This is a genomic window from Agrococcus jejuensis, from assembly GCF_007679035.1.
Taxonomy (GTDB): Bacteria; Actinomycetota; Actinomycetes; order Actinomycetales; family Microbacteriaceae; genus Agrococcus; species Agrococcus jejuensis_A.
In genome coordinates this window covers 1,216,321-1,241,755 of record NZ_VEFR01000001.1, presented here as the reverse complement: position 1 = coordinate 1,241,755, position 25,435 = coordinate 1,216,321, and the positions used below count along the sequence as shown (strand labels likewise).

The 25,435-nt window shown below is 73.4% G+C and carries 22 protein-coding genes; 16 read left to right on the top strand and 6 right to left on the bottom strand.

Annotated elements, in window-relative coordinates:
* The first annotated feature begins 10 nt into the window (after positions 1-10).
* The 3 genes from FS793_RS06005 (at position 11) to FS793_RS05995 (ending at position 3,469) form a co-directional block, all read left to right on the top strand.
* Positions 11-1,279, top strand: a complete 1,269-nt coding sequence (locus FS793_RS06005) for a DUF6596 domain-containing protein (protein WP_144719480.1) — start codon at positions 11-13, stop codon at positions 1,277-1,279.
* A gap of 48 nt (positions 1,280-1,327) precedes the next feature.
* Complete coding sequence (locus tag FS793_RS06000; protein ID WP_186329354.1) at positions 1,328-2,407, top strand: VanZ family protein; 1,080 nt, start codon at positions 1,328-1,330, stop codon at positions 2,405-2,407.
* 189 nt (positions 2,408-2,596) lie between these two features.
* Positions 2,597-3,469 carry an endonuclease domain-containing protein gene (locus FS793_RS05995; protein ID WP_144719476.1) on the top strand — a complete coding sequence of 291 codons (873 nt, stop codon included), beginning with the start codon at positions 2,597-2,599 and terminating at the stop codon, positions 3,467-3,469.
* Positions 3,470-3,580: 111 nt separating this feature from the next.
* Here the strand turns inward: FS793_RS05995 and FS793_RS05990 are convergent, their stop codons facing one another.
* Positions 3,581-5,350, bottom strand: a complete 1,770-nt coding sequence (locus FS793_RS05990) for an acetyl/propionyl/methylcrotonyl-CoA carboxylase subunit alpha (protein WP_144719474.1) — start codon at positions 5,348-5,350, stop codon at positions 3,581-3,583.
* 149 nt (positions 5,351-5,499) lie between these two features.
* On the opposite strand from FS793_RS05990, the gene FS793_RS05985 reads away from it, so the two are divergent.
* The 4 genes from FS793_RS05985 (at position 5,500) to FS793_RS05970 (ending at position 11,438) form a co-directional block, all read left to right on the top strand.
* Positions 5,500-6,081, top strand: a complete 582-nt coding sequence (locus FS793_RS05985) for a TetR/AcrR family transcriptional regulator (protein WP_144719472.1) — start codon at positions 5,500-5,502, stop codon at positions 6,079-6,081.
* On the top strand, positions 6,078-7,808 hold the full coding sequence (locus FS793_RS05980) for an ABC transporter ATP-binding protein (protein ID WP_144719470.1): 1,731 nt from the start codon (positions 6,078-6,080) through the stop codon (positions 7,806-7,808). The genes FS793_RS05985 and FS793_RS05980 overlap by 4 nt, the downstream gene beginning before the upstream one ends.
* Positions 7,809-7,810: 2 nt before the next feature.
* Entirely contained in the window at positions 7,811-9,880 is a 2,070-nt protein-coding gene (locus tag FS793_RS05975) for an ABC transporter ATP-binding protein (RefSeq protein WP_144719468.1), read from the top strand.
* Positions 9,881-10,088: 208 nt separating this feature from the next.
* On the top strand, positions 10,089-11,438 hold the full coding sequence (locus tag FS793_RS05970) for a cell wall-binding repeat-containing protein (protein ID WP_144719466.1): 1,350 nt from the start codon (positions 10,089-10,091) through the stop codon (positions 11,436-11,438).
* Between the two features lie 45 nt (positions 11,439-11,483).
* On the opposite strand, the gene FS793_RS05965 is transcribed toward FS793_RS05970, so the two are convergent.
* Positions 11,484-12,119 (bottom strand): Maf family protein, encoded by a 636-nt coding sequence (locus FS793_RS05965; RefSeq protein WP_144719464.1) that lies wholly within the window; start codon positions 12,117-12,119, stop codon positions 11,484-11,486.
* Between the two features lie 62 nt (positions 12,120-12,181).
* Between FS793_RS05965 and FS793_RS05960 the strand changes: the two genes are divergently transcribed.
* The 3 genes from FS793_RS05960 to FS793_RS05950 all read left to right on the top strand — a co-directional run bounded on the left by FS793_RS05960 (position 12,182) and on the right by FS793_RS05950 (position 15,796).
* A complete protein-coding gene (locus tag FS793_RS05960) occupies positions 12,182-13,609 on the top strand; it encodes a dihydrolipoyl dehydrogenase family protein (RefSeq protein WP_144719462.1) in 1,428 nt (475 codons plus the stop codon).
* Positions 13,610-13,636: 27 nt separating this feature from the next.
* A complete protein-coding gene (locus FS793_RS05955; RefSeq protein ID WP_186329353.1) occupies positions 13,637-14,881 on the top strand; it encodes a class I SAM-dependent RNA methyltransferase in 1,245 nt (414 codons plus the stop codon).
* 81 nt (positions 14,882-14,962) lie between these two features.
* Complete coding sequence (locus FS793_RS05950) at positions 14,963-15,796, top strand: transposase (RefSeq protein ID WP_144719460.1); 834 nt, start codon at positions 14,963-14,965, stop codon at positions 15,794-15,796.
* A 10-nt stretch (positions 15,797-15,806) separates the two neighbouring features.
* Here the strand turns inward: FS793_RS05950 and FS793_RS05945 are convergent, their stop codons facing one another.
* The 3 genes from FS793_RS05945 to FS793_RS05935 form a co-directional block, all read right to left on the bottom strand.
* The gene (locus FS793_RS05945; protein WP_144719458.1) at positions 15,807-16,766 is read right to left on the bottom strand and encodes a DNA topoisomerase IB; all 960 of its coding nucleotides are present in this window, start codon (positions 16,764-16,766) and stop codon (positions 15,807-15,809) included.
* A 14-nt stretch (positions 16,767-16,780) separates the two neighbouring features.
* Positions 16,781-17,002: a hypothetical protein gene (locus FS793_RS05940; protein WP_144719456.1), complete on the bottom strand. Its 222-nt coding sequence runs from the start codon at positions 17,000-17,002 to the stop codon at positions 16,781-16,783.
* A gap of 61 nt (positions 17,003-17,063) precedes the next feature.
* Positions 17,064-18,647, bottom strand: a complete 1,584-nt coding sequence (locus tag FS793_RS05935; RefSeq protein WP_144719454.1) for an acyl-CoA carboxylase subunit beta — start codon at positions 18,645-18,647, stop codon at positions 17,064-17,066.
* Between the two features lie 143 nt (positions 18,648-18,790).
* Here FS793_RS05935 and FS793_RS05930 point away from each other — a divergent pair, with 143 nt between their 5' ends.
* The 6 genes from FS793_RS05930 to FS793_RS05905 are packed head-to-tail and all read left to right on the top strand — an operon-like array spanning position 18,791 to position 24,461.
* The gene (locus FS793_RS05930; protein ID WP_260980042.1) at positions 18,791-19,516 is read left to right on the top strand and encodes a biotin--[acetyl-CoA-carboxylase] ligase; all 726 of its coding nucleotides are present in this window, start codon (positions 18,791-18,793) and stop codon (positions 19,514-19,516) included.
* 18 nt (positions 19,517-19,534) lie between these two features.
* Entirely contained in the window at positions 19,535-20,047 is a 513-nt protein-coding gene (locus FS793_RS05925; RefSeq protein WP_144719450.1) for a PH domain-containing protein, read from the top strand.
* Entirely contained in the window at positions 20,044-21,390 is a 1,347-nt protein-coding gene (locus tag FS793_RS05920) for a UDP-glucose dehydrogenase family protein (RefSeq protein WP_144719448.1), read from the top strand. Before FS793_RS05925 ends, FS793_RS05920 begins: the two co-directional genes overlap by 4 nt.
* On the top strand, positions 21,387-22,505 hold the full coding sequence (locus FS793_RS05915) for a 5-(carboxyamino)imidazole ribonucleotide synthase (protein WP_440130446.1): 1,119 nt from the start codon (positions 21,387-21,389) through the stop codon (positions 22,503-22,505). The genes FS793_RS05920 and FS793_RS05915 overlap by 4 nt, the downstream gene beginning before the upstream one ends.
* 40 nt (positions 22,506-22,545) lie before the next feature.
* Positions 22,546-23,085: a 5-(carboxyamino)imidazole ribonucleotide mutase gene (purE, locus tag FS793_RS05910; RefSeq protein ID WP_144719446.1), complete on the top strand. Its 540-nt coding sequence runs from the start codon at positions 22,546-22,548 to the stop codon at positions 23,083-23,085.
* On the top strand, positions 23,082-24,461 hold the full coding sequence (locus tag FS793_RS05905) for an LCP family protein (RefSeq protein WP_144719444.1): 1,380 nt from the start codon (positions 23,082-23,084) through the stop codon (positions 24,459-24,461). The genes purE and FS793_RS05905 overlap by 4 nt, the downstream gene beginning before the upstream one ends.
* 22 nt (positions 24,462-24,483) lie before the next feature.
* Here FS793_RS05905 and FS793_RS05900 read toward each other — a convergent pair whose 3' ends face one another.
* Positions 24,484-25,431 carry a glycosyltransferase family 2 protein gene (locus FS793_RS05900; protein ID WP_186329352.1) on the bottom strand — a complete coding sequence of 316 codons (948 nt, stop codon included), beginning with the start codon at positions 25,429-25,431 and terminating at the stop codon, positions 24,484-24,486.
* Positions 25,432-25,435: the final 4 nt, after the last annotated feature.

Here is a 25,435-nt window from a genome sequence, read left to right as displayed (position 1 = left end):
CGATGCGGGCGTGACGAGCGTCCGCATCGATCCCGCCGCCTTCCAGGAGGCGTGGCCGCAGGTCGTGCGCGCCCTCGCGGCCGCGACGGGGTCCATCGACGAGGGCGAGGAGCTCGCCGCCGAGGCGTTCGCGCGCGCCGCCGCCCAGGCCGAGGCGCCCGCATCCCTCGTCGGCTGGTGCATCGCCGTGGGGCGGCGCGCGGCGATCGACGCTGCGCGGCGCCGAGCCACCGAGCGCGGCGCGCTGCCCGTGCTGCACGACGAGTCGACGGGAGGTGCGCGCATGTCGGCGATCGACGACCGCGTCGCCCTGCTCGTCGTCGCCTGCGACGAGCTGCTGCCGCCCGTGTCGCGCATGGTGCTCGCGATGCGGCTCGTGCTCGGCGTCGACGTCGACGCGATCGCCGCGCACCTCGGGCTCGACCGCGGCGCGGCGGCGGCTCGGCTCACGCGCGCCAAGCGCCTGCTGGCAGCGCAGCGCGGGGCGTTCGCGGTGCCGACGGGGGAGTCGCGCGAGCGGCGCATGCCCATCGTGCTCGACTGCGTGCACGGCCTCGTCGCGATCGGGCAGCGGCTCGCGCTCGACCCCGCGGATGCGCTCGGCGACCTCGTCGGCCACGCCGAGTCGCTCGCCGAGGCGCTCGTGCGCGAGCGGCCGCGCGACGCCGAGGCGCGGGCCGTGCTCGCGATCGCGCGGCTCGCCCTCGCGCGCCGGCCGGGCAGGGTCGTCGACGGCGTCGCCGTGCCGCCCGAGGAGGTCGATCGCCGACGGTGGGATGCGCGCCGGCTCGGCCTCGGCGTCGACGACGCGCTCGCCGCCGCGGGTCTCGCAGGCGACGACCCGGGCCGCTACGCCCTCGAGGCGCGCATCGCCGCGCTGCACTCCGCGGCTCCGACGGCGTGGGACGTGCCGTGGCCGCTCGTGGCGCGCCTGCACGGCGCGGTCGAGGAGCGATGGCCCGCTCGATCGGCGACGCTCTCCCGGCTCGTCGCCGAGGGCTACGCGCTGCTCGTCGAGGCCGGGCTGCCCGCCGCGCCCGGCGGTCGGCTGGCCGCCGCCCCCGACGGGCTCGATCGCATCCTCGCCGACGTCGTCGCCCTCGACGACGGGGCGCGGGCCACGCGGCGCGACGTCGCCCTCGTCGTCGCCGACCTCGCGTGGCGCACGTCGGCGCCCGACGCGGCCGACCGCTACCGCGCCCTCGCGGCGCTGCTCGCCGACGACGCCATCGCCTCCGACCCGATCCGAGCCTTCTGCGAGCGACGCGCCCAGGGGTGAGGACGATTCAGCCGCGCCCGTCGATAGCGTCGAGGCGGGGGTATGCGCATGGGGTTCGGAGCGACGCCGGCGCTCACGGCGATCGCGGTCGCCGTGGGGGTCACGGTGCTCGTCTGGGTGCCCGCAGCCATCCTGCTGCTGCGTCGGCGGGGCCGGCTCGACTGGCGTGCGGGCTCGCTGTCGATCGCCGCGCTGCTCTACGCGTGCGCCGTGATCGTGGCGACGCTCTTCCCGACGGGCGCCTGCTACCCGCCCCTCTCGGCGCAGCTCGTGCCCGGGTCGTCGGTGCTCGACGTGCTGCAGCAGGGCGGCGTCGCGCTGTCGAACCCGGCGCTGCGGCAGATGCTGCTCACGGTGCTGCTGTTCGTGCCGCTCGGCATGCTCGTGCGGCGCAGCGGTCGGCCGGGCATCGTCGTGACCGTCGCGATCGGCCTCGGCGTCGCGGCATTCGTCGAGGTGACGCAGCTCACGGGCACGTTCGGGCTCGCGGCGTGCCAGTACCGGCTCTTCGACGTCGACGACGTGCTGCTCGGCGGCGTGGGCGCGCTCGTCGGTGGCCTCGCGGCGCCGCTCGTGCGGCGGCTGCCCGGCCAGTCGGACGCACGGCTGCACGCGTTGCCGCGGCCGCTCACGGCATGGCGTCGGCTCGGTGCGATGGCGATCGACGTCGCCGTCTCCATCGGCGTCGGCGGCGCCGTGATGGTGCTGGGGATCGGCGGCGTCGGCCTGGTGGTGCTGCTGACGTCGGGCTCGGAGCGCGAGGCGCCCGTCGCCCTCGTGAACGCGATCGGCGTCGTCGTCGGCGCATCCGGGGCGCTCGCCGCCGCGATCGTGCACCTGCTGGTCGTGCTGCGCACGGGCCGCACCGTCGGCGAGCTCGTCGGCTCGCTCGACGCGCGCCGCGAGTCGGGGGAGCCCGCCGGCATCGGCCGCCGCGCCGCCCGCTGGGCGCTGGGCATCGGCGGGTGGACCCTGCTGTCGGCCTTCGCCTACGACCCGGTGACGCAGTCGCTCGCCGTCGTCTGGGCCGCCGCGGGCATCGTGCTCGCGTTCCGCTCGCGCGCCCACTCGGGCCTGCCGCTGCGCCTCACGCGCCAGCTCGCGAGGGACGCGCGCGACCCCCGCTGACCGCGCTCGCTCGGGGTCGTCGTGCGTTTCGCAGGCGATTCGAGGTCTTGAGGGAACATTCCCCTCCAAACCCGGAATCGCCTGCGAAACGCGACCCACGCCTCCTGAACAGGCGACGGATCCGCAGCACTGTGCACAGGCGGACTCGTTGGCGCCGCGCGGCGCTGCGACCGGCGTCATGGTGCAGCCATGGAGCTGGAGGTCACCATCGAACGCCTCGGGGGAATCGCGAGCCTCGAGCAGCTGCGGGCGCGGGGCTTCGACCGCGCCGACATCCTCGCGGCGCGCCATCGCGGCGGCGTCGTCAAGGTCCGCCGAGGATGGTGCGCGCTGCGGACCGCCGATGCCGACGCGGTGGCGGCCGTGCGCATCCGAGGGCAGGCGACCTGCATCACGGCCACGCGTGCGCTCGGGATCTGGACGCACGACGACGGCCGCCTGCACGTCGCCATCCCGGGCAACGGGTCGCGTCTGAACCCTCGCCTCGACGGCGCACCACCGGCGCACCTCGACTCGTCCGTCGCGGTCCATTGGCGAGCACGAACCGCCGCCCCGACGATGGCGAGGCAACCGCTTCGGGACGTGCTCCAGCACGTCGTCGAGTGCCAACCGCCCGAGCTCGCGCTGGCGGTGCTCGACAGCGCCGTGCACACGGGTCGCTGCTCGCTCGGATGGCTCCGCCGAGCGATCGGCGGCACCGCGCGTGGGCGCGAGCTGGCGCCCGTCGTGGACCCGACGGCCGATGCCGGCGGCGAGAGCATCGTGCGTTGGCGGCTGCGAGCCGCGAAGGTTCGCGTCATCCCGCAGTTCCGCGTCGAGGGGCTCGGCCGCCGCGACTTCCTGGTCGGCGACCGACTCATCGTCGAGATCGACGGTCGCGAGCATCATGCACTGGTGGAGGGATTCGCTCGCGACCGCTGGCTCGACCGCGAGCTGCAGCTCCGCGGCTACGACGTGCTGCGCTTCACCTACGCGGAGGTCCTCTACGACTGGGACCGCGTGCTCGCCACGATCATGCGCATGGTCGATGCGGACCGCCACCGCACGCGTCCGCGCCACTGACCAGTCCCGGCGGGTTGCGTTTCGCAGGCGATTCCGGGTCTGAAGGGAGCATTCCCCTCAAGACCCGGGATCGCCTGCGAAACGCAGAACGACGAGGACGGCCGGGTCGGGTCAGGCGACGTCGGCGTCGGCGATCACCAGCAGGCGATGGCCGCTCGAGATCGTCGTGCCGATGGGGGCGTCGAGGCCCGTCACGACGCCGTCGCGCGGCGCCTGGATGGGCTGCTCCATCTTCATGGCCTCGAGCACGACGAGCAGGTCGCCCGCGACGACGTGCTGGCCCTCCTCGACCGCGACCTTCACGACCGTCGCCTGCATGGGGGATGCGATGGTGCCGCCCGTCGCGCCGCCGGCCGCCGCGATGCGCGTGCGGCGCGGCGCGGGGCCCTTCGTCGCGACGGTCTCGGGGAAGAGGCGCGCGGGCATCGACACGGCGATGCGCTTGCCGTCGGCCTCGACGACGACCTCGCGGCGCGCCTCGGGGCCGCCGAGCTCGCCGGCCTCGCCGCCCCAGCGCGGGATGTCGTTGACGAACTCCGACTCGATCCACGACGTGTAGATCGAGAACGGCTCGCCGTCGGCGGGCGCGAACGCCGGGTCGTCGACGACGACGCGGTGGAAGGGCAGCACGGTGGGCAGGCCCTCGACGCGGAACTCGGAGAGCGCGCGGCGCGAGCGCTCGAGCGCCTCCTCGCGCGTCGCACCCGTGACGACGAGCTTGGCGAGCAGCGAGTCGAACTGGCCGCCGATGACGTCGCCCGAGACGACGCCGGAGTCGACGCGCACGCCGGGGCCGGTCGCGGGCACGAACTGGTGCACGGGGCCGGGCGCGGGGATGAAGCCGGCGCCGGCGTCCTCGCCGTTGATGCGGAACTCGAACGAGTGGCCCTGCACGACGGGGTCCGGGTAGTCGAGCACGCCGCCGGCGGCGAGGCGGAACTGCTCGCGCACGAGGTCGATGCCCGTGACCTCCTCGGACACGGGGTGCTCGACCTGGAGGCGCGTGTTGACCTCGAGGAACGAGATCGTGCCGTCGCGGCCCACGAGGAACTCGCACGTGCCGGCGCCGACGTAGCCGACCTCCTTGAGGATGGCCTTCGACGACTCGTAGAGGCGTGCGACCTGGTCGTCGGTGAGGAAGGGCGCGGGCGCCTCCTCGACGAGCTTCTGGTGGCGGCGCTGCAGCGAGCAGTCGCGCGTCGACACGACGACGACGTTGCCGTGCGCGTCGGCGAGGCACTGCGTCTCGACGTGGCGCGGGCGGTCGAGGTACTTCTCGACGAAGCACTCGCCGCGGCCGAAGGCCGCGACGGCCTCGCGCGTCGCCGAGTCGAACAGCTCGGGGATCTCCTCGCGCGTGCGCGCCACCTTGAGGCCGCGGCCGCCGCCGCCGAACGCCGCCTTGATGGCGACGGGCAGGCCGACCTCGTCGGCGAACGCGACGACCTCGTCGGCGGTGTCGACGGGGTTGAGCGTGCCGGGCGCCAGGGGAGCGCCGACCTTCTCGGCGATGTGGCGGGCCGAGACCTTGTCGCCGAGCTGCTCGATCGCGTCGGGGCTCGGGCCGATCCACGTGATGCCGGCGTCGATGACGGCGCGGGCGAAGTCGGCGTTCTCGGCGAGGAAGCCGTAGCCGGGGTGCACGGCGTCGGCACCCGAGCGGCGGGCGACCGAGAGGATCTTCTCGATCACGAGGTACGACTCGGCGCTCGCGGATCCGTGCAGCGAGTACGCCTCGTCGGCGAGCTGCACGTGCTGCGCGTCGCGGTCGGGCTCTGCGTAGACGGCGACGCTGCCGATCCCCGCATCCCGGGCTGCTCGGATGACTCGGACGGCGATCTCGCCACGATTGGCGACGAGGACCTTCGTGATGGGGGGCATGAGCACCGAGCCTACGCGAGCGAGGATGCCCGTTCTCGGCGGACACCGACAACGCGCGCGGGTCATCCGTTGCCGATCTCCACAGTGCCGTGCATGGTGAGGCACGCCTTCGTTGCGGAGTGAGTGCTCACTCAGTAGTGTGATCGGCCGTGGCCCCACCGACTCGCATGACGCTCGAGGATCGCCAGGTGCAGATCCTCGACGCCATCGTCCCCGTCGTGCTCGAGCACGGCGCGGCGATCACCTCCCGCCAGCTCGCCGACGCCGCGGGCGTCGCCGAGGGCACCCTGTTCCGCTCGTTCGGCGACAAGGACTCGCTGCTGCGAGCCCTCTTCGACCGCACCGCCGAGGTCGCCTACGACCTCGACGACCTCGAGGACCTCGCCGACGCGACGCTCGAGACGACCGTGCGCGCGATCGCCGGCGTGCTCACCGTGCGCTTCTCGACCATCTTCCAGATGGCGATCGCGCTCGGGCCCGTGCTGCTCGCGGAGGGTCGCCGCGACGACCCCCGCTTCGACGAGCTGCGCGACCGCATCGCGGCGCTGCTCGCCGAGCACGACGGCGAGCTCGCCGTCGCGCCGCTCGTCGCAGCCGACGCGCTGCGCACGCTGACGTTCGCCGCCGCGACCGGCTGGGGCGACCGCAGCGCCATGGACATGTCCGACGTCACCGGCATCCTCTTGCACGGGATCGCCCGCACCGACACCCGGAAGGAGAGCCGCGCATGAAGCTGTGGAGGCTCATCACCGCCGCGATCCGCACCTCGTGGGTCGCCTTCATCCTCGTCGTCGTCTTCCAGATGACGCAGGCCCTGCTGTCGCTCATGCTGCCCACGATCAACGCGGACATCATCGACGAGGGCGTGCTCCAGGGCGACACCGACACGATCTGGAGGCTCGGCGGCGAGATGCTGCTCATGAGCCTCGGGCAGGTGATCGCGAACGCGCTCGCGATCCTGTTCGGCGCACGCCTCGCCATGACGGCCGGCCGCGACCTGCGCGCCCGCATCTTCGCGCGCGTCTCGTCGTTCTCCGAGCGCGACGTGCAGCGCTTCGGCCCCGCCTCGCTCATCACCCGCAACACGAACGACGTGCAGCAGGTGCAGATGCTCGTGCTCATGGGCTGCACCATGCTCATGTCCGCGCCGATGCTCGCGATCGGCGGCGTCGTCATGGCCATCCGCGCCGACGCCGAGCTCTCGCGGCTCATCTGGATCATCGTGCCGCTCATGGTGCTCGTCATGGGCGTGATCGTGTCCCGGCTCGTGCCGATCTTCGTGCTGCTGCAGGAGCGCATCGACCGCATCAACCAGGTCATGCGCGAGCAGCTCACCGGCATCCGCGTCGTGCGCGCCTTCGTGCAGGAGCGTCGCGAGCGCGCCCGCTTCCAGCAGGCGAACGACGGCGTGACGGATGCGATGCTGCGCACGGGCAACCTGTTCGTGCTCACGTTCCCGCTCGTCATGCTCATCGTCAACGCGTCGAGCGTCGCGGTCATCTGGTTCGGCGCGCAGCTCGTCGACGACGGCACGCTCGAGGTCGGCACGATGATGGCGTTCCTGCAGTACCTCATGCAGATCCTGTTCGGCGTCATGATGGCGACGTTCCTCACGATGATGATCCCGAGGGCCGCCGTCGGCGCTCGCCGCATCACCGAGGTGCTCGAGGCCGAGCCGAGCGTCGCGACGTCGACGACCGCGCGCCCCGACCAGCCGGAGCCCGGCCGCATCGTCTTCGACGACGTCACCTTCACGTACCCGGGCGCCGAGACGCCCGTGCTCGAAGGGGTGTCGTTCGCGGTGGAGCCCGGCGAGACCGTGGCGATCATCGGCTCGACCGGCGCCGGCAAGACGACGATCGTCAACCTCGTGCCGAGGCTGTTCGATGCGTCGAGCGGCTCGGTGTCGGTCGGCGGCGTCGACGTGCGCGATGCCGACGAGCAGGCGCTGTGGGCCTCGATCGGCCTCGTGCCGCAGAAGCCGTACCTGTTCTCGGGCACGATCGCGTCGAACCTCCGCTACGGCAAGGAGGACGCGACCGACGACGAGCTGTGGGCGGCGCTCGAGACGGCGCAGGCCGCCGACTTCGTGCGCGCGAAGGACAAGGGGCTCGAGAGTCCCATCGCGCAGGGCGGCACGAACGTGTCCGGTGGCCAGCGCCAGCGGCTCGCGATCGCGCGTGCCCTCGTGAAGCGCCCGCCGATCCTCGTGTTCGACGACTCGTTCAGCGCCCTCGACCTCGGCACCGACGCCCGACTGCGCGCCGCGCTGGCGACCGACGTCGTCGGCACCACGAGGCTCGTCGTCGCGCAGCGCGTCTCGACGATCGTCGACGCCGACCGCATCGTCGTGCTCGACGACGGCAGGGTCGTGGGGCTCGGCACCCACGACGAGCTGCTCGCATCCAACGACACGTACCGCGAGATCGTCGACTCGCAGATGGCCGTGGAGGTCTGACGATGGCACGCAACGAGAGGGAGCCCGTCGTGGAGCGGGAGCTCACCGAGGAGGAGCGGCTCGAGGCCGAGCTGGCCGAGGCGGCACGTCGCGGCGCCGACGACTGGGAGACGCCTCCCGGCAAGGCCAAGGCGCTGCTGCCCACGCTGAAGCGACTGCTCGGCATGCTCGCGCCGTTCAAGGTGCTGCTCGCGATCGTGTTCGTGGTCGGCACGGCGGGCATCGCGCTCAACGTCATCGCCCCGCGGGTCCTCGCCGAGGCCACGAACCTCATCGTGCAGGGCCTCGTGCAGCAGACGCTCGGCGCCCAGGGCGTGCCGAGCGGCACGTCGCAGTCCGACGTCGTCGAGCTGCTGCGTCAGCAGGGGCAGGACGACTTCGCGAACATCATCGCGAACATGGACGGCTTCACGGTCGGCGCCGGCATCGACTTCGCGGCGCTGAGCCAGGTGCTCATGCTCGTGCTCGCGCTGTACGTGGTCGCGAGCCTGTTCCAGTGGGTGCAGGGCTACTTCGTGAACCGCGTCGTGCAGCGCACGGTCGCGAGCCTGCGCGCCGCGGTCGAGGACAAGGTGCACCGCCTGCCGCTGCGGTACTACGACTCGATGCAGCGCGGCGAGCTGCTCTCGCGCGTGACGAACGACCTCGACAACGTGGGCCAGTCGATGAGCCAGACGCTGTCGCAGATCGTGACCGGCGTGCTGACCATCGTCGGCGTGCTCGTGATGATGCTCACCATCAACGTGTGGCTCGCGCTCATCGCGCTCATCTCCGTGCCGCTGACGGGCATCATCCTCGGGCTCGTCATGGGGCGGGCGCAGGGTCTGTTCGCCGAGCAGTGGAAGCGCACGGGTCGCCTCAACGGCCTGGTCGAGGAGTCGTTCACGGGGCACGCGCTCGTGAAGGTCTTCGGCAAGGAGCGCGTGGTGCGCGAGCAGTTCCAGGAGGAGAACGAGGCCGTCTTCCAGGCCTCGTTCAAGGCCCAGTTCCTCTCGGGCCTCGTCTTCCCGCTCATGACGTTCGTCGGCAACGTCGGCTACGTGCTCGTGGCCGTCACCGGTGGCCTGTTCGTGGCGAACGGCTCGATCCGCGTCGGCGACGTGCAGGCGTTCATCCAGTACTCGCAGCAGTTCTCGCAGAACCTCGGCCAGCTGGGTCAGACGTTCACGATGGTGCAGTCGGGTGCCGCGAGCGCCGAGCGCGTCTTCGAGCTCCTCGATGCCGAGGACGAGGAGTCCGACGCCGACGGCGGCACGATCGCGGCGACGAGCGGCGCGGTGGCGTTCGAGCACGTCGCATTCGCGTACGACCCCGAGCAGCCGCTGATCAGCGACCTGTCCTTGACGGTCGCGCCCGGCCAGACCGTCGCGATCGTCGGCCCGACCGGTGCGGGCAAGACGACGCTCGTGAACCTGCTCATGCGGTTCTACGAGATCGACGGCGGCCGCATCACGCTCGACGGCGTCGACACCCGCACGCTCACGCGCGACGCGCTGCGCGAGCAGACCGGCATGGTGCTGCAGGACACGTGGCTCTTCGGCGGCACGATCCGCGACAACATCGCGTACGGCAACCCGGATGCGACCCAGGAGCAGATCCACGAGGCGGCGCGGGCGACGTTCGTCGATCGCTTCGTGCAGTCGCTGCCCGACGGCTACGACACCGTGCTCGACGAGGAGGCCTCGAACCTCTCGGCGGGCGAGAAGCAGCTCGTGACGATCGCGCGAGCGTTCCTCGCGCAGCCGTCGGTGCTCATCCTCGACGAGGCGACGTCGAGCGTCGACACGCGCACGGAGCTGCTGCTGCAGCAGGCGATGGCGGCGCTGCGGCAGGATCGCACGTCGTTCGTCATCGCGCACCGCCTCTCGACGATCCGCGATGCCGACCTCATCCTCGTGATGGAGCACGGCGACATCGTCGAGCAGGGCTCGCACGGCGAGCTGCTCGAGCGGCACGGCGCCTACCGTCGGCTGTACGACGCGCAGTTCCAGCAGGCCGCGGTGGACCTCGACGTCGAGGGGGCGTTCGACGGGCAGTCGACCGGTTCGGTGGCCACGCAGCCGCAGACCTGATCGGGCTCGACGCGACGCACGGCGGCCTCGACCTCGCGGTCGGGCCGCCGTGCGTCGCGCACCCCGACGTCACCCGACCCGTGCCGTGCCTCTGCGTGCGACGACGGTCGCCCTGGTGCCGACGGCGCGCCGCGGCCTACGCTGCGGACACACGGAGTCGCGCCTGCGCCGCCGTCCTCGCCCACCGGGCCGCGCAAGGGAGCCGCAGATGACGACGTCCATCCACGACGACGGGGCGGCGCCGCGACGCCGACGTGCCGGCACGCGAGCCACCGCGCTCGCATCGGCCACGACCATGGTCGTGCTCGCGGGTCTCCTCCTGGGAGCGCCGGCGGCCAACGCCGCGCGGGACACCCCCGACGACGTGGGTGGGGGCGGCGTCGACGCGCCGGCAGCCGAGCTCTGCGCCCCCTTCGCCGGCATCGATGCCGTCGTCGCCACGACCGCCACGAGCGTGACGCTCGCCGGGCCGGTCGGCGACCAGACGTCGGTGACCTACGACGTCGGCGGCGTCGTGCAGACCACGACGAGCGGCCCCGTGACGTTCCAGGTCGGACCGGGGCGATCGTTCGTCCGAGCGACCATCGACTCGTCGGGCGGCAGCGACGCGGTGGACTTCTCGGTCTACCCCGATGGCGGTCGCATCTCGGGAGCGAACCGCTACGAGACCTCGGTGGAGGTCGGCGTCGACACGAACTACGGCGCCTGCGCCGACACGGTCTTCATCGCGAACGGCGAGAGCTTCCCCGACGCGCTGTCGGCGACGCCGCTGGTGGTCTCGAACGCGTTCGGCGAGCTGCTGCTGTCGCAGCGCGACTCCCTGACGCAGACCGTGCAGGAGGAGATCGCGTTCAGCGGCGCCTCGAACGTGGTCCTGCTGGGCGGCACCGCTGCGCTCTCGCCGGCCCTCTGCGATCAGATGCCCGAGGAGATCGTCTCGTGCACGCGCATCTCCGGTCCCGATCGCTACGCCACGTCGCTGGCGCTCGCCGAGGCGCTGTTCGCGCAGCAGGGCGGGACCACGACGCAGCAGGCCTTCATCGTCTCCGGCGAGCGCTTCCCCGACGCGGTGTCGGTCGCGGGCCTCGCCGCGTTCCTGGGCATCCCGGTCGTGCTCGTGCCGGGCTCGGCGGCGACCCTCCCGACCGCGACGGCCGCGTGGCTCGCGGAGCACGTGACCGACGGCGTCACCATCGTCGGCGGCACCGCATCCGTGAGCGCGGGCATCGAGGCGCAGCTGCAGGCGCAGTACGGGGCGGATGACGCGAGTCGCATCTCGGGAGCGAACCGCTACGAGACGAGCGCCGCGCTCGCCCAGGCGTCCCAGGTCTTCTTCGGCGGAGCGTCCTACGCGCTGCTGGCGTCCGGCGAGCGCTTCCCGGACGCGCTGACGGGTGGCGTGCTCGCGGGCTCGTCGGGCATGCCGCTGCTGCTCACGGCGCCGACGTGCCTGCCTGCGCCGATCGCGCAGAGGATCGACGACCTCGAGCCGGCCGGCGTGCTGGCGATCGGCGGCACTGCTGCGGTCTCGGACGCGGCGCTGTCCCAGGTCTGCTGATCGCACGGCGGCGCGGGCCCCTCGGGGCCCGCGCCGTCGTCGCGCTCAGCGGTTCCAGAGGTCCTGCCACGCGACGCCGAGCTCGCGAGCGAGGCGGCGCACGGTGGGGATGCTCATGCCGATGACCGTCGACGGGTCGCCGTGGATCTCGTCGATGAACGCGGAGCCGAGCGAGTCGATCGTGAAGGCGCCGGCGACCTCGAGCGGCTCGCCCGTGGCGACGTAGGCGTCGATCTCGTCGTCGGCGAGGTCCGCGAAGCGCAGCCGCGCGCCGACCGTGGTGCCGACGGCCCCGACGACGCGGCCCTCGTCGAGCCGGACGAGCCAGTGCCCGGAGTGCAGCACCGCCTCGCGGCCGCGCTGCGCGAGCCACCGCTCGCGGGCGCGCTCGGGCGTGTGCGGCTTGCCGAGCGTCTGCCCGTCGAGCTCGAGCGCCGAGTCGCCGCCGAACAGCAGTCCCGTCATGGGCCGGCCCTCGGGCTCGCGACCCAGCACGGCCTCCGCCTTCGCGCGGGCGAGCAGCTGCACGACCTGCGACGTCGTCGCGGGGCCGTGGTCGGCCTCGAACGCCTCGACGGCGAGGTCCTCGTCGACGTCGCTCGCGAGCAGCACCGGCTCGATGCCCGCCTGCCGCATGAGCATGAGGCGGGCGGGGGAGGTGGAGGCGAGGTGGAAGCGCATCGGGAGCCAGGCTAGCCGCGCAACCGCTCGCGCCGGGGACCGCGTGCTCGTAGGGTGGGCGCATGGCAGCCTCCGCATCCGAGCCCACGCACGACGTCATCGTGATCGGAGGTGGGCCGGTCGGCGAGAACGCGGCCCAGTACGCGATCCAGGGCTCCGATCGCACGGCGGCGATCGTCGAGGCCGAGCTCGTCGGCGGCGAGTGCTCGTACTGGGCGTGCATGCCCTCGAAGGCGCTGCTCGTGCCCGCGGCGGTGCGCTCGCTCGCGCAGCACATGCCGGGCCTCGGCGAGCAGGCGCCGCTCGACGTCGATGCGGTGCTCGCGCGCCGGGATGCGTTCACGTCGGGCTGGGACGACGCCGGGCAGGTGGCGTGGGCCGAGGGCATCGGCATCGAGGTCGTGCGCGGTCGCGCGCGGCTGGCGGGGGAGCGCACCGTCGTCGTCGGCGATCGCACGCTCGTCGCCAGGCACGCGGTGGTGCTCGCGACGGGATCCGTGCCCACGGCGCCACCCATCGACGGACTCGCGGACGCGCTGCCGTGGGGCTCGCGCGACGCGACCGCGATGCACGAGGTGCCGGGCTCGATCCTCGTCGTGGGCGGCGGCGTCGTGGCATGCGAGGCGGCGACGTGGCTCGCGGCCCTCGGCGCGCGCGTGACGCTCGCGGCGCGCGGCGGGCTGCTCGCCAGGCTCGAGCCCGAGGCGGGCGCCGCGGTGGAGCGGGGGCTGCGGGATGCGGGCGTCGACGTGCGCCTGCACGCCGACGTGCAGCGCGTGCGCCGCGCGGCGCCGAGCGACACGGGCACGGGCCACGTGCACGGCGGAGCGGTGACGACGACGATCGACGGCGTCGACCTGGTGACCGACGAGATCCTCGTCGCCACCGGCAGGCGCCCGGCGACGGACGACCTGGGGCTCGAGGCCGTGGGCCTCGACGCGGTGGCGGTCGACGGACGGCAGCGCGTCGCGGGCGTCGAGGGCTGGCTCTACGCCGCCGGCGACGTCGCCGGCCGTTGGCAGCTGACGCACATGGGCAAGCACGAGGCGCGCATCGCGGGCGAGGTCATCGGGCGCATCGCCGAGGGCGGGCACGCCCACGACGTCGTGGGCGTCGACGAGGATCCGCTCACGCAGGTCGTGTTCACCGATCCCGAGGTCGCCGCCGTCGGGATCACGCACGCCGAGGCCGAGGATGCGGGCATCCGCGTCGAGCGCGTCGCCATCGACCTCGCCGTCGCCGGCACGTCGCTCGCGCGCGACGACGCCGGCGGCACCGTGATCGCGGTCGTCGACGCCGACCGCGACGTGCTCGTGGGCGCGACGCTCGTGGGCCACGGCGTCGCCGAGCTGCTGCACGCCGCGACCGTCGCCGTCGCGGCGCGCGTGCCCATCGCTCGCCTGTGGCACGCCGTGCCTGCGTATCCGACGGCGAGCGAGATCTGGCTGCGCGTCGTCGAGGACCTGCGCACGCAGCGACGCGCGGGCTGAGCGCCCGTCGCGTGGGAGGATCGGTGGATGCCCATCCAGCGCGGAGACGAGCTCGCCCTCACGATCGACAACGTCGCCCACGGCGGCGTCTTCGTCGGCAGGCACGAGGGCCGCGTGCTCTTCGTGCCCGACACCCTGCCCGGGGAGACGGTGCGCGTGCGCGTCACCGACCTCAAGAAGTCGTTCGGCCGCGGCGAGACGCTCGAGGTGCTCGAGGCGTCGCCCGACCGCGTGCCGCACGTGTGGCCGGAGGCGAGCATCGAGCGCGCACCCGAGCGCCGCGCCGGCGGTGCCGAGCTCGGCCACGTGCGCCTCGCCGCCCAGCGCGCGCTCAAGCAGCGCGTCGTCGAGGATGCCCTGCGTCGCACGGGCCGCATCGAGCGCGACGTCACGGTGCAGGCGGCGCCGGGCGACGCCGCCCGCGGCGGACTCGGCTGGCGGACGCGCGTGACGCTGCACGTCGACGAGCAGGGTCGCCAGGGCCCGTTCGCCGCGCGCAGCCACACCGTCGTGCCCGTCGAGACCCTGCCGCTCGCGACCGAGGCCATCCAGGAGCAGGCGCAGCTCGACATGCGCCTGCCGGGCGCGACCAGCGTCGACTACGTGCAGCGCACCGACGGCTCCGTCGACGTCATCGCCACCGAGGGCGATCCCGTGCGCGGCCGCACCGACACGATCCTCGAGCGCGTGGGCGACCGCGAGCTGCGGGTCGACCGCGCCGGCTTCTGGCAGGTGCACCGCGAGGCGCCCGGCGTGCTCGTCGACGCCGTGCGGCGCGCGATCGACGTGACCCGCATCGACCCGAAGGCCGCGAACCTCGACCTGTACGGCGGCGTCGGCCTGCTGGCGACGGCGCTCGGCGACGTGCTCGGTCCGCAGGCGCGCATGATGAGCGTCGAGTCCGACGAGGTCGCCACCGACCACGCGAGCGAGAACCTCGCCGAGTGGCTCGGCGCGCTCGCGATCACCGCGAAGGTCGACCGCTTCCTCCGCGACGCGCTGCAGGATGCGTCGGCGGCCGAGCGCGACCGCCTGCGCGCCGCCACCGTCGTGCTCGACCCGCCGCGCGCCGGCGCCGGTGGCGAGACGATCGCGTCGCTCGTCGAGCTCGCGCCGCAGCAGATCGTGTACGTGGCGTGCGACCCCGTCGCGTTCGCGCGCGACGCGCGCCTGCTCGTCGACGGCGGCTACGACCTAGGCCCGCTCGAGGCGTTCGACCTCTTCCCGCACACGCACCACGTGGAGTGCGTGGCACGGTTCACGCGCGGCTGACGCCCCCTCGCCGGCTGACGGCGTGGACGGCGGTGCGTGCCAGGGGTGTCGCTCCGCGTCGCGCGGGGCGAGGATGGGCGCGTGAGCGACCTCGACGCGATCGCAGCCGAGCTGCTGGCGACGCCGCCTGCGGCGTTCACGGCCGCACGCGACGCGCGAGCGAAGGCCGAGCCCGACGTCGCCCTCGCGCGCGGCATCGCCGCGATCCGTCGCCCGACCGTCGCCGCATGGGCCGTGGATGCGCTCGCGCGCGAGCGGGCCGACGAGGTCGCGGAGATGCTCGAGCTCGCCGCATCCCTCCGCGACGCGCAGGACGACCTCGACGGACCGGGGCTGCGCGCGCTGTCGGCGCAGCGCCGCCGACTCGTCGCACGGCTCGCGGCCGACGCCGCCGCGCTCGCCGAGGCCTCCGACGTCCGGATGAGCGCCGCCGCTCGCGAGGGCGTCGAGCGTACGCTCACGGCTGCGATGCTCGACGCGGATGCCGGTCAGGCCGTCGCGAGCGGCAGGCTCGTGCGCGCGCTCGAGTCCGTCGGGCTCGAGGGCGTCGACCTCGACGGTGCGCTCGCCGGAGGGGCGCCGCAGCCTCGAGCACCGCGCGCGAGTCGCGACGAGGTCGCCGAGCGCCGCGCCCGCAAGGCGGCGGAGCGCGCGGCGCGCGATGCTCAGCACGAGGCGACCGAGGCCGCCCGAGCCCTGCATCGCGCCGAGGCGGCCGAGTCGCTCGCCCGCGAGCGCGCCGAGCACCTGGAGGCGCGGATCGTCGAGCTGCAGCGCGACGTGGCCCGCCTCGGGCGCGAGCTCGACGCCGCTCGTGCCGACGAGCGCACGGCCGCCGACGATCGAGCGTCCGCGCAGCGTCGCGTCGCCGAGACCGAGGGCCGTGCGGCCGAAGCGCTCGGGGCGCTCGACTGACGGGCGAGCCTCAGCGCAGCAGGGCGAGCAGCGCGCGCTCGCGTGCGCCGCGCAGCGACACGACCTCGCCGGCCTCGAAGCGCTCGAAGAGCTCGGGGTCGATGTACGACGCCTTGGCGACCGTGGGCGTGTTGCCGAGCGCCTCCGACGTCGCGACGACCGCCTGACGCACGGCCTTCGCCCGCTCGCGCTGCGTGCCGACGTCGCGGGCACCCGCCAGCGCGTCGGCGGCGACGATCGTGCCGTGCAGCGTGCGGAAGTCCTTCGCGCTGAACTCGCCGCCCGTCGCCTCCCGCACGGCCGCGTTGAGGTCGCTGTCGCGCAGCGCACGCCGCGTGCCCGCGTCGTCCCACGCGAACAGGCGCGACCTCGACGACCGCGACGACAGCTCTGCGATGCACGCGGCGAGCGGCGCATCCTCGACCGTCACGTCGAACTTCTGCCCCGACTTCGCGGGGAACCGCAGGCGCACGGCGTCGCCGTCGACCACGGCGTGCCGCACGAGCAGCGTCATGAGGCCGCGGCTGCCGTTGTCCTCGGCGTAGGCATCGCCGCCCGCGCGGATCGCGACGACGTCGAGCAGTCGCATCGCCGCGGCGAGCACGCGCTCGCGCGTGAGGCCGTCGGCACCGAGCTCCTTCGTGATGCGCCGACGTGCGGCGGGCAGCGCCTCGGCGAGGTCGAGCGCCCGCTCGAACTTCACGCGATCGCGCTTCTCCGACCACGCCTCGTGGTACCGGTACTGCGTGCGGCCCGCGTCGTCGACGCCCGTCGCCTGGATGTGCGCGAGCGGATCGGCCGCGATCCACACGTCCTTCCACGCGGGCGGCAGCACGAGCGCGGCCGCGCGCTCGCGGTCCGCCGCCGAGACCTTGCGCCCGTTGTCGTGCGCGAACGACCAGCCCGTGCCAGCGCGTCGTCTCCGGATGCCGGGGTCGTCCGTGGGATGCGCCCTGCGCAGTCGAGGCACGCGCGTCGTCCCGCTCAGACGCCCGACGACGTCGACGCGAGCGAACCGTCGCCCGGTCGCGTGCCCGCGATCCATCCCGTCGGCGCATCGAGCACCTTGCGGTGCTTCGTCTGCGCCCATTCGGTGCCGAGCTCCGTGAGCACGGCGTGGATCGCCGCCTGCTCCTCGGCCGTCGGAGAGCCCTGCAGCACGACCATGTCGGTGTGCTCGGGCTCCGGCTTCCACGTCTCGGTCATGCGTCCACCATCCCGATCGTCGTGTGCGCCGCGCGAGGGGTTGCGCGTGAGGTCCGAGCCATCACAGGGGGATGTTGCCGTGCTTGCGCTCGGGACGCGCGACCTTCTTCGTGCGCAGCGCGCGGAACGCCTTCGTGATGGCGACGCGCGTCTCGGCGGGCTCGATGATGCCGTCGAGCTCGCCGCGCTCGGCTGCGAGGAACGGGCTCGTCACGTTGTACGTGTAGTCGTTGGCGAGCTGCTGGCGCACGGCTGCCACGTCGCGACCCTCCTCCTCGGCCTGCTTGATCTCGGAGCGGTAGAGGATGTTCACGGCGCCCTGGCCGCCCATGACGGCGATCTCGGCGGTCGGCCACGCGATGTTGATGTCGGCGCCGAGCTGCTTCGAGCCCATGACGATGTACGCGCCGCCGTAGGCCTTGCGCGTGATGACGGTCACCATCGGCACCGTCGCCTCGGCGTACGCGTAGATGAGCTTCGCGCCGCGGCGGATGACGCCCGTCCACTCCTGGTCGGTGCCGGGCAGGTAGCCGGGCACGTCGACGAGCGTGAGGATCGGGATCGAGAACGAGTCGCAGAAGCGCACGAAGCGCGCGGCCTTCTCGCCGGCCTCGATGTTGAGCGTGCCGGCCATCTGCTTCGGCTGGTTCGCGATGATGCCGATCGTGCGACCCTCGAGCCGGCCGAAGCCGATGACGATGTTCGGTGCGTAGAGCGGCTGCACCTCGAGGAACTCGCGGTCGTCGACGAGCACCTCGATGATGTCGAGCACGTCGTACGGCTGGTTGGGGGAGTCGGGGATGACGCGGTTGAGCGTCTGGTCGAGGTCGTTGACCACGCGGTGCGCCTGGTGGTCGTACGCGGGCACCTCGGACTGGTTGTTGTCCGGCAGGAACGCCAGCAGCGCGCGCACGTAGTCGAGCGCATCCGCCTCGTCGGCGGCGAGGTAGTGGCTGACGCCCGAGATGGAGTTGTGGGTGAGGCCGCCGCCGAGCTCCTCGAAGCCGACCTCCTCGCCCGTGACCGTCTTGATGACGTCGGGACCCGTGACGAACATGTGGCTCGACTTGTCGACCATGACGACGAAGTCGGTGAGCGCGGGGCCGTAGACGGCGCCGCCGGCCGCGGGGCCCATGACGATCGAGATCTGCGGGATGACGCCCGACGCTGCGGTCGTGCGCTTGAAGATCTCGCCGTACTTGCCGAGGGCGACGACGCCCTCCTGGATGCGCGCGCCGCCCGAGTCGAGCATGCCGACGATGGGCACGCCCACGCGGGTCGCGTAGTCCATGATCTTCACGATCTTCTCGCCGGCGACCTCGCCGAGCGAGCCGCCGAACGTCGTGAAGTCCTGCGAGTACACGGCGATGCGGCGACCGTGCACCGTGGCGATGCCGGTGACGACGGCGTCGCCGTACGGACGCTTCGCGTCCATGCCGAACGCGGTCGTGCGATGGCGCACGTAGGCGTCGAACTCCACGAACGTGCCCGGGTCGACGAACGCCTCGATGCGCTCGCGAGCGGACTGCTTGCCCTTGGCGTGCTGACGCTCGCGGGCGGCGCGCTCCTTGGCGACGATCGTCTCCTCGTTGCGCTGTCGGAGCTGCTCGATGCGGCCTGCGGTCGTCGATTCGGCATTGGTCACCCGTCCACCCTAGACGGCGGTGGATGCCCAGCCCTGGTGGCATCCCACGACGTCCTCGCCCGATCCGTCGTGGATTCCTCCAACCCCTCGCGCGTGCCCGCGCAGCGCCTCGCGCGCGTGCGCGACGCGGGTACGGTGGGCGCGTGCCCTTCGAGTCCGCGCGCGCCATCGCCCCCGTGACGGCGCTGTCGTCGGTCGGCAGCACCTTCGACGTCGTCGACGTCGCATCCGCGCCGCTCAGCACCTGGGCGACGCTCGACCAGCGCGCGGGCCGGGGTCGCCTGGGCCGCGAGTGGGTCGCCCCCGCCGGCCGCTGCCTCGCCGCGAGCATCGTGGTGCGCCCGTCGGCATCCGCCGATGCGTGGGGCTGGCTGCCGCTCGCCGTGGGACTCGCGCTCGCCGAGGCGATCGACCCGCTCGTGCCGGCCGCGACCGTCGGGGTGAAGTGGCCGAACGACGTGCTCGTCGACGGCGCCAAGGTCGCGGGCATCCTGTGCGAGCGCCGCGGCGAGACGATCGTCGTCGGCGTCGGCGTCAACCTCGTGCTCGAGCCGCACGAGCTGCCGACCGACCGCGCGACGTCGCTGCGCATCGCCGGCGCCGTCGGCGACGCCGACGCGCTCGCGGATGCGGTGCTCGCGGGCGTGCTGCGCGGCATCCGCGACGCCGCCGACCTCGACGACGCCGACCTGCACGCGCGCATCGCGGCGCGCTGCTCGACGATCGGCGAGCAGGTGCGCGTGCTGCTGCCCGGCGACCGCACGCTCGTCGGCACCGTCACGGGGCTCGGGCCGGCCGGCGAGCTCGACGTCGACGTCGACGGCCGCGTCGAGCGGGTCTCGGCGGGTGACGTCACGCACGTGCGCTGAGGCTGCGAGGATGGTGCCATGAGCGATCCGGAGCGCGTCGTCGTGCGCCTGCGGTCGCACGGGAGAGCCCTCGTGCTGCCTGCGCTGCTGCTGTGCGGCATCGCGTTCGGCACGACGTTCGCGCTCGGCCGCGTCGCCTGGCCGCTCTGGGATCTCGTGGTCTGGACGCTCGCCCTCGTGCTCGTCGTCGTGCTGTGCCTCGTGCCGACGCTCGCGTGGCTGTCGCGGCGCGTCGTCGTCACGTCGCGCCGCGTCATCGTGCGCAGCGCGTTCGGCGGCTCCAAGCGCGACGTGCCGCTGTCGCGCATCCACGACGTCACGCTGCGCCGGCAGGGCCTGCAGGCCCTGCTCGGCTCGGGCGACGTGCTGCTGTCGACGGGCGGCGAGCAGCCCGTGACGCTCGCCGACGTGCCGAGCGCGTCGCTCGTGCAGCGCACCCTCACCGATCTCGTGGCGACGACGCCAGGCATGCCCAGGATGGAGGACGCCGCCCGCGTCGACTCCGCACCGCGACTGGAGGACCTCGCATGACCGCTCCCCGCATCGCCGTCGTCGGCTGCGGCTACCTCGGCGCCGTGCATGCCGCGGGCATGGCCTCGCTCGGCTTCGACACCGTCGGGATCGACGTCGACGCGTCGAAGGTCGAGGCGCTCGCGGCCGGATCGGCGCCGTTCTTCGAGCCGGGGCTCGACGCCATGCTGCGCGGCGCGATCGACGCGGGCACGCTGCGCTTCACGACCGACGCGGCAGGCGTCGACGCCGACGTGTGGTTCGTGTGCGTGGGCACGCCGCAGCAGCCGGGCTCGAACGCCGCCGACCTCACGTTCGTCGACGCGGCGGTCGAGGCGCTCGTGCCGCACCTGCGCGAGGGCATGCTCGTCGTGGGCAAGTCGACGGTGCCGGTCGGCACGGCCGAGCGGCTCGCGAGCGTCGTCGAGCAGACGGGTGCTCGACTCGCGTGGAACCCGGAGTTCCTGCGCGAGGGCCTCGCGGTCACGGACACGCTCGCACCCGATCGCCTCGTCTACGGCGTGCGCCACGGCGACGACGTCGCCGTGGCAGCCCTCGACGCCGTCTACGCGTCGATCCTCGAGCGGGACACCCCCCGCATCGTCACCGACTTCGCGACCGCCGAGCTCGTGAAGGTGAGCGCCAACGCCTTCCTCGCCACGAAGATCTCGTTCATCAACGCCATCGCCGAGGTCGCGGAGGCGTCGGGCGCCGACGTCGTGCAGCTCGCGGATGCGATCGGCATCGACGCGCGCATCGGGCGCCGGTTCCTGAACTCCGGCATCGGCTTCGGCGGCGGCTGCCTGCCGAAGGACATCCGCGCGTTCCGCGCCCGCTCGATCGAGCTCGGCGCCGACGAGGCCCTCGGCTTCCTCGACGAGGTGGACCGCGTGAACCAGCGCCGCCGCGACCGCATGGTCGCGCTCGTCGAGCGCGAGCTCGCCGCCGCGGGCGGGGGAGCGGTCGCGATGCTGGGCCTCGCGTTCAAGCCCGACAGCGACGACGTGCGCGACTCCGCTGCGCTCGAGGTCGCGATGCGCCTCGCTGCGAGCCACGACGTCGTCGCCTACGACCCCGAGGCGGGCGCTCCCGCCGCACGACGTGCGCCCGAGCTGGGCATCGTCGCGTCGCTCGACGCCGCGCTCGCCGACGCGACGGTCATCGCCCTCGGCACCGAGTGGCGCGAGTTCCGCGACCTCGATCCCGCAGACGTCGCGACCCGCACCGCGGCGCGCGTCGTCGTCGACGGCCGCAACGTGCTCGACCGCGACGCCTGGAGCGCCGCGGGATTCCGTGTCGTCGCGATCGGCAGGCCCGACCGCGACCCCGCCACCACCGCATCCCACCAGGAGGCATCCGCATGATCGTCGGCGTCGTCGGAGGCGGGCAGCTGGCCCGCATGATGATCCCTCCCGCCGTGGCGCTCGGCGTCGAGCTGCGCGTGCTCGCCGAGTCCGAGGGCATGGCCGCGGCGCTCGCGGCGACCGCCGTCGGCGACTACCGCGACGCCGCGACGGTGCTCGCCTTCGCGAAGGACGTCGACGTCGTGACGTTCGACCACGAGCACGTGCCCCAGGAGGTGCTGCAGCAGCTCGTCGACGCGGGCGTCGCCGTGCACCCCGGACCCCACGCGCTGCGCTTCGCCCAGGACAAGCGGCAGATGCGCCGGCGCATGGCCGAGCTCGGCGTCGCGCAGCCCGACTGGGCGCCGATCGATGCCGCCGACGAGCTGCAGGCGTTCCTCGACGACCACGGCGGCGCCGCGATCGTGAAGACCGCGACGGGCGGCTACGACGGCAAGGGCGTGCGCGTCGTGCGCGCGGTCGACGACGTCGCCGACTGGCTGCAGGGCGCCGCCGACGGCGGCCCGCAGCTGCTCGCCGAGGAGCTCGTGGCGTTCCGCCGCGAGCTCGCGCAGCAGGTCGCGCGTCGTCCCTCCGGGCAGATCGTCGCGTGGCCGCTCGCGCAGACCGTGCAGCGCGACGGCATCTGCGCCGAGGTCGTCGTGCCCGCGCCGCACGCGGGCCGACTCGGCGCCGTCGCCGAGGACATGGCGGTGCGCATCGCCGAGGGCCTCGACGTCACGGGCGCCCTCGCCGTCGAGCTCTTCGAGACCGAGGACGGCCGGCTGCTCGTCAACGAGCTCGCCATGCGCCCCCACAACTCCGGCCATTGGTCGATCGACGGCTCGATCACGAGCCAGTTCGAGCAGCACCTGCGCGCGGTGCTCGACCTGCCGCTCGGCTCGAGCGCGATGCTCGCCCCCGCCGCGGTCATGATCAACGTCATCGGCGGTCCCGCCGAGGGACGCATGGAGGCGCGCTACGCGCAGGCGCTCGCGGCGCAGCCGAGCGCGAAGGTGCACTCCTACGGCAAGACGGCGCGGCCCGGACGCAAGGTCGGCCACGTGACGGTCGTGGGCGAGGAGCTCGACGAGGTCGCGTACGAGGCGAGGGCCGCCGCGGCGACCTTCGAGTGACCCGCCGGCGCGCGGCGCGCCGCGCCGACGCACGCGGTCCATGGGCGACGCGCCTACCCTGTACTCCGTGGCAGTGCAGGTGAGCGTCATCATGGGGTCCGACTCGGACTGGCGGGTGATGCAGGATGCGGCGACCGCGCTCGGCGAGCTCGGCATCGCCTACGAGGTCGACGTCGTGTCCGCGCATCGCACGCCCGACAAGATGACGACGTTCGCGCGCGCAGCGGCCGACCGCGGCGTGCGGGTCATCATCGCGGGTGCAGGCGGCGCCGCCCACCTGCCCGGCATGGTCGCGTCGATGACGCGCCTGCCGGTCATCGGCGTGCCCGTGCCGCTCGAGCGCCTCGACGGCCTCGACTCGCTGCTCTCGATCGTGCAGATGCCCGCCGGCATCCCGGTCGCGACCGTCTCGATCGGCGGTGCCCGCAACGCCGGCCTGCTCGCCGCCCGCATCCTCGGCACGACCGACGCCGACGTCGCCGCGCGTCTCGACGCGTTCGCCGCGAGCCTCGAGGAGGCGGTGGAGCGCAAGGCGCACGCGCTCCAGGAGCGCGTCGCGCAGGGCGAGGAGCGCGCATGACCGTGCTGCTCGCGCCGAGGGCGTCGCTGCGATCGCCCGACACGGGCTCCGAGCAGCTCATGACGCGACGCGCCTGGTGGCTCGTCGCCGTCGGCTTCCTGCTGCCGGGCAGCGCCCAGGTGCTCGCGGGCAACCGGAGGCTCGGACGCGTCGGCATCGTCGCGACCCTCGTGCTGCTGGGGCTGCTCGTGCTCGGCGGCATCCTGTGGCTCGTCTCGCGCTCGTTCGTGCTCACGATCGTCGGCAATGCCGTCGGACTGCTCGTGCTCGAGGTGCTCGCGTTCGCGTACGCGGTGCTGTGGCTCGTGCTCGGATTCGACACCCTGCGCATCACGCGCGTCGCGAGGGCGGCACCGCGACTGCGCGCCGCCATCGCGGCCGTGGCGATCGTCGCCACGGTCGTGCCCGCGGGCGCGGCCGCCTACGGGGGCACGCTCCTCGATGCTGGCCGAGGGCTCGTGTCGAGCGTCTTCGCCTTCGGCGGTCCATCCGTCGACCCCATCGACGGCCAGTACACGTTCATGCTGCTCGGTGGCGACGCCGGCGCCGACCGCGTCGGCCTGCGGCCGGACTCCATCACGGTCGTGTCCGTCAACGCGGAGACGGGCGCAGCGACGATGATCGGCGTGCCTCGCAACATGGAGCGCGTGCCGTTCCCCGAGGGGTCCGTCATGGCGACGCAGTACCCGAACGGCTTCGACTGCGGCGACGGCGATCCCGCCGACTGCTACATCAACGCCGCGTACACGTACGGACAGAACAACCCCGACCTGTTCCCAGACGCCGAGTCCGACGGCTCGAGCCCGGGCATCGAGGCGACGCGCGAGGCCGTCGAGGGCGCGACGGGCATCCCCATCCAATTCTTCGTCATCGTCGACATGCAGGGGTTCGACGATCTCGTCGACGCGCTCGGCGGCATCACCATCGACATCCCGTACGACGTGCCGATCGCCATCGAGGGTGGCCCGGTCGAGGAGTGGATCTACGCCGGCGACGACGTGGTCCTCGACGGCTACCACGCGCTCTGGTACGCGCGCAGTCGAGCAGGTGCCAACGACTACCAGCGCATGGAGCGCCAGCGCGTCGTGCAGGAGGCCGTCATCGCCCAGTTCACGCCGCAGACCTTGCTCACGCAGTACGCGGCGCTGTCGTCGGCGGGCCAGGACCTCGTGCAGACCGACATCCCGCAGTCGATGATCGGCACCCTCACCGACCTCGCCGAGCGCACCCGTGCGTTGCCGATCACGAATGTGGAGCTCGTGCCCCCGGCCGTGCAGACGTACGACCCCGACTTCCCGGCCGTGCACGCGATGGTGGCCGAGGGCATCGCGGCCGCCGACGCCGTCGACGATCCCAGCCCCTCGCCGACCCCGTAGCGGCGGCCAGCGCGAGCGTCGGTCAGCGGCGCTCGAGCACGTCGCGTGCGACGTCGAGCAGCCCGCGCGACAGGCGCGCGTAGCGGCCGCGCACGACGCCGCCGACGACGGCGGGCACGCGCAGGAGCCGCGGGCGGGGGAGTGCCGCACGCCTGCGCTCGTGCGCCGCCTTCTCGTCGAGGATGCGACGCTCGTCGGGGGTGCCCATGCCGCGGGCGTGCGCCTCGCGCGCGAGCGACGTGGCGCGCAGCGCCTTGCGCGCATGCGAGCCCGAGTCGGCCTCCATGAGGCGGCCGAGCTTCTGGCGCAGCGTGAGCCTGCGCACGCCGATCTGGTTGGCGCCGTGCTGGCGGTAGTCGATGGTCGCGTCGGGCACGAGCCGCACGCCGCCGCCCAGCGCGCACGCCATGGCGATCCACTCGTCGTGGATCCACCCCTCGGGCACGGGCAGCGCCGCGACGGCTGCGTCTCGGCGCACGAGCACGGTCGCGCCGGTCACGAGGTTGCGGCGCAGCAGCGCCTCGAGCGCACCGCCGTGCTGCATGCGGTCGCGCTCCCACGGCGAGGCCTCGAGCGAGTCGAGCAGCGTCGCGCCGAGGGGCGCGCCGTCCGCGTCGACGAGGCGGGCGTCGGAATGCACGAGGTCGACGCCGTCGAGCGCCGCGAGCAGCCGGGCTATGCGGTCGGGATGCCACACGTCGTCCTGGTCGCTGAAGGCGACGACGTCGCCCGTCGTTCGCGCGATCGCGTCGGCGAAGTTCGCGGCGACGCCCAGCGCGGGCTCGTGCCGCGCGACGACGATCGGCACGCTCGTCCCGCTCGCGACGCGCTCGACGATCGCGAGCGTCGCGTCGGTCGACGCGTCGTCGCCGACGACGATCTCGTCGACGGGTCGCGTCTGGTCGAGGATGCTGCGCAGCTGCTCCTCCACGTACCGCTCGCCCTGGTAGGTGCACAGCGCGACGCTCACCCGC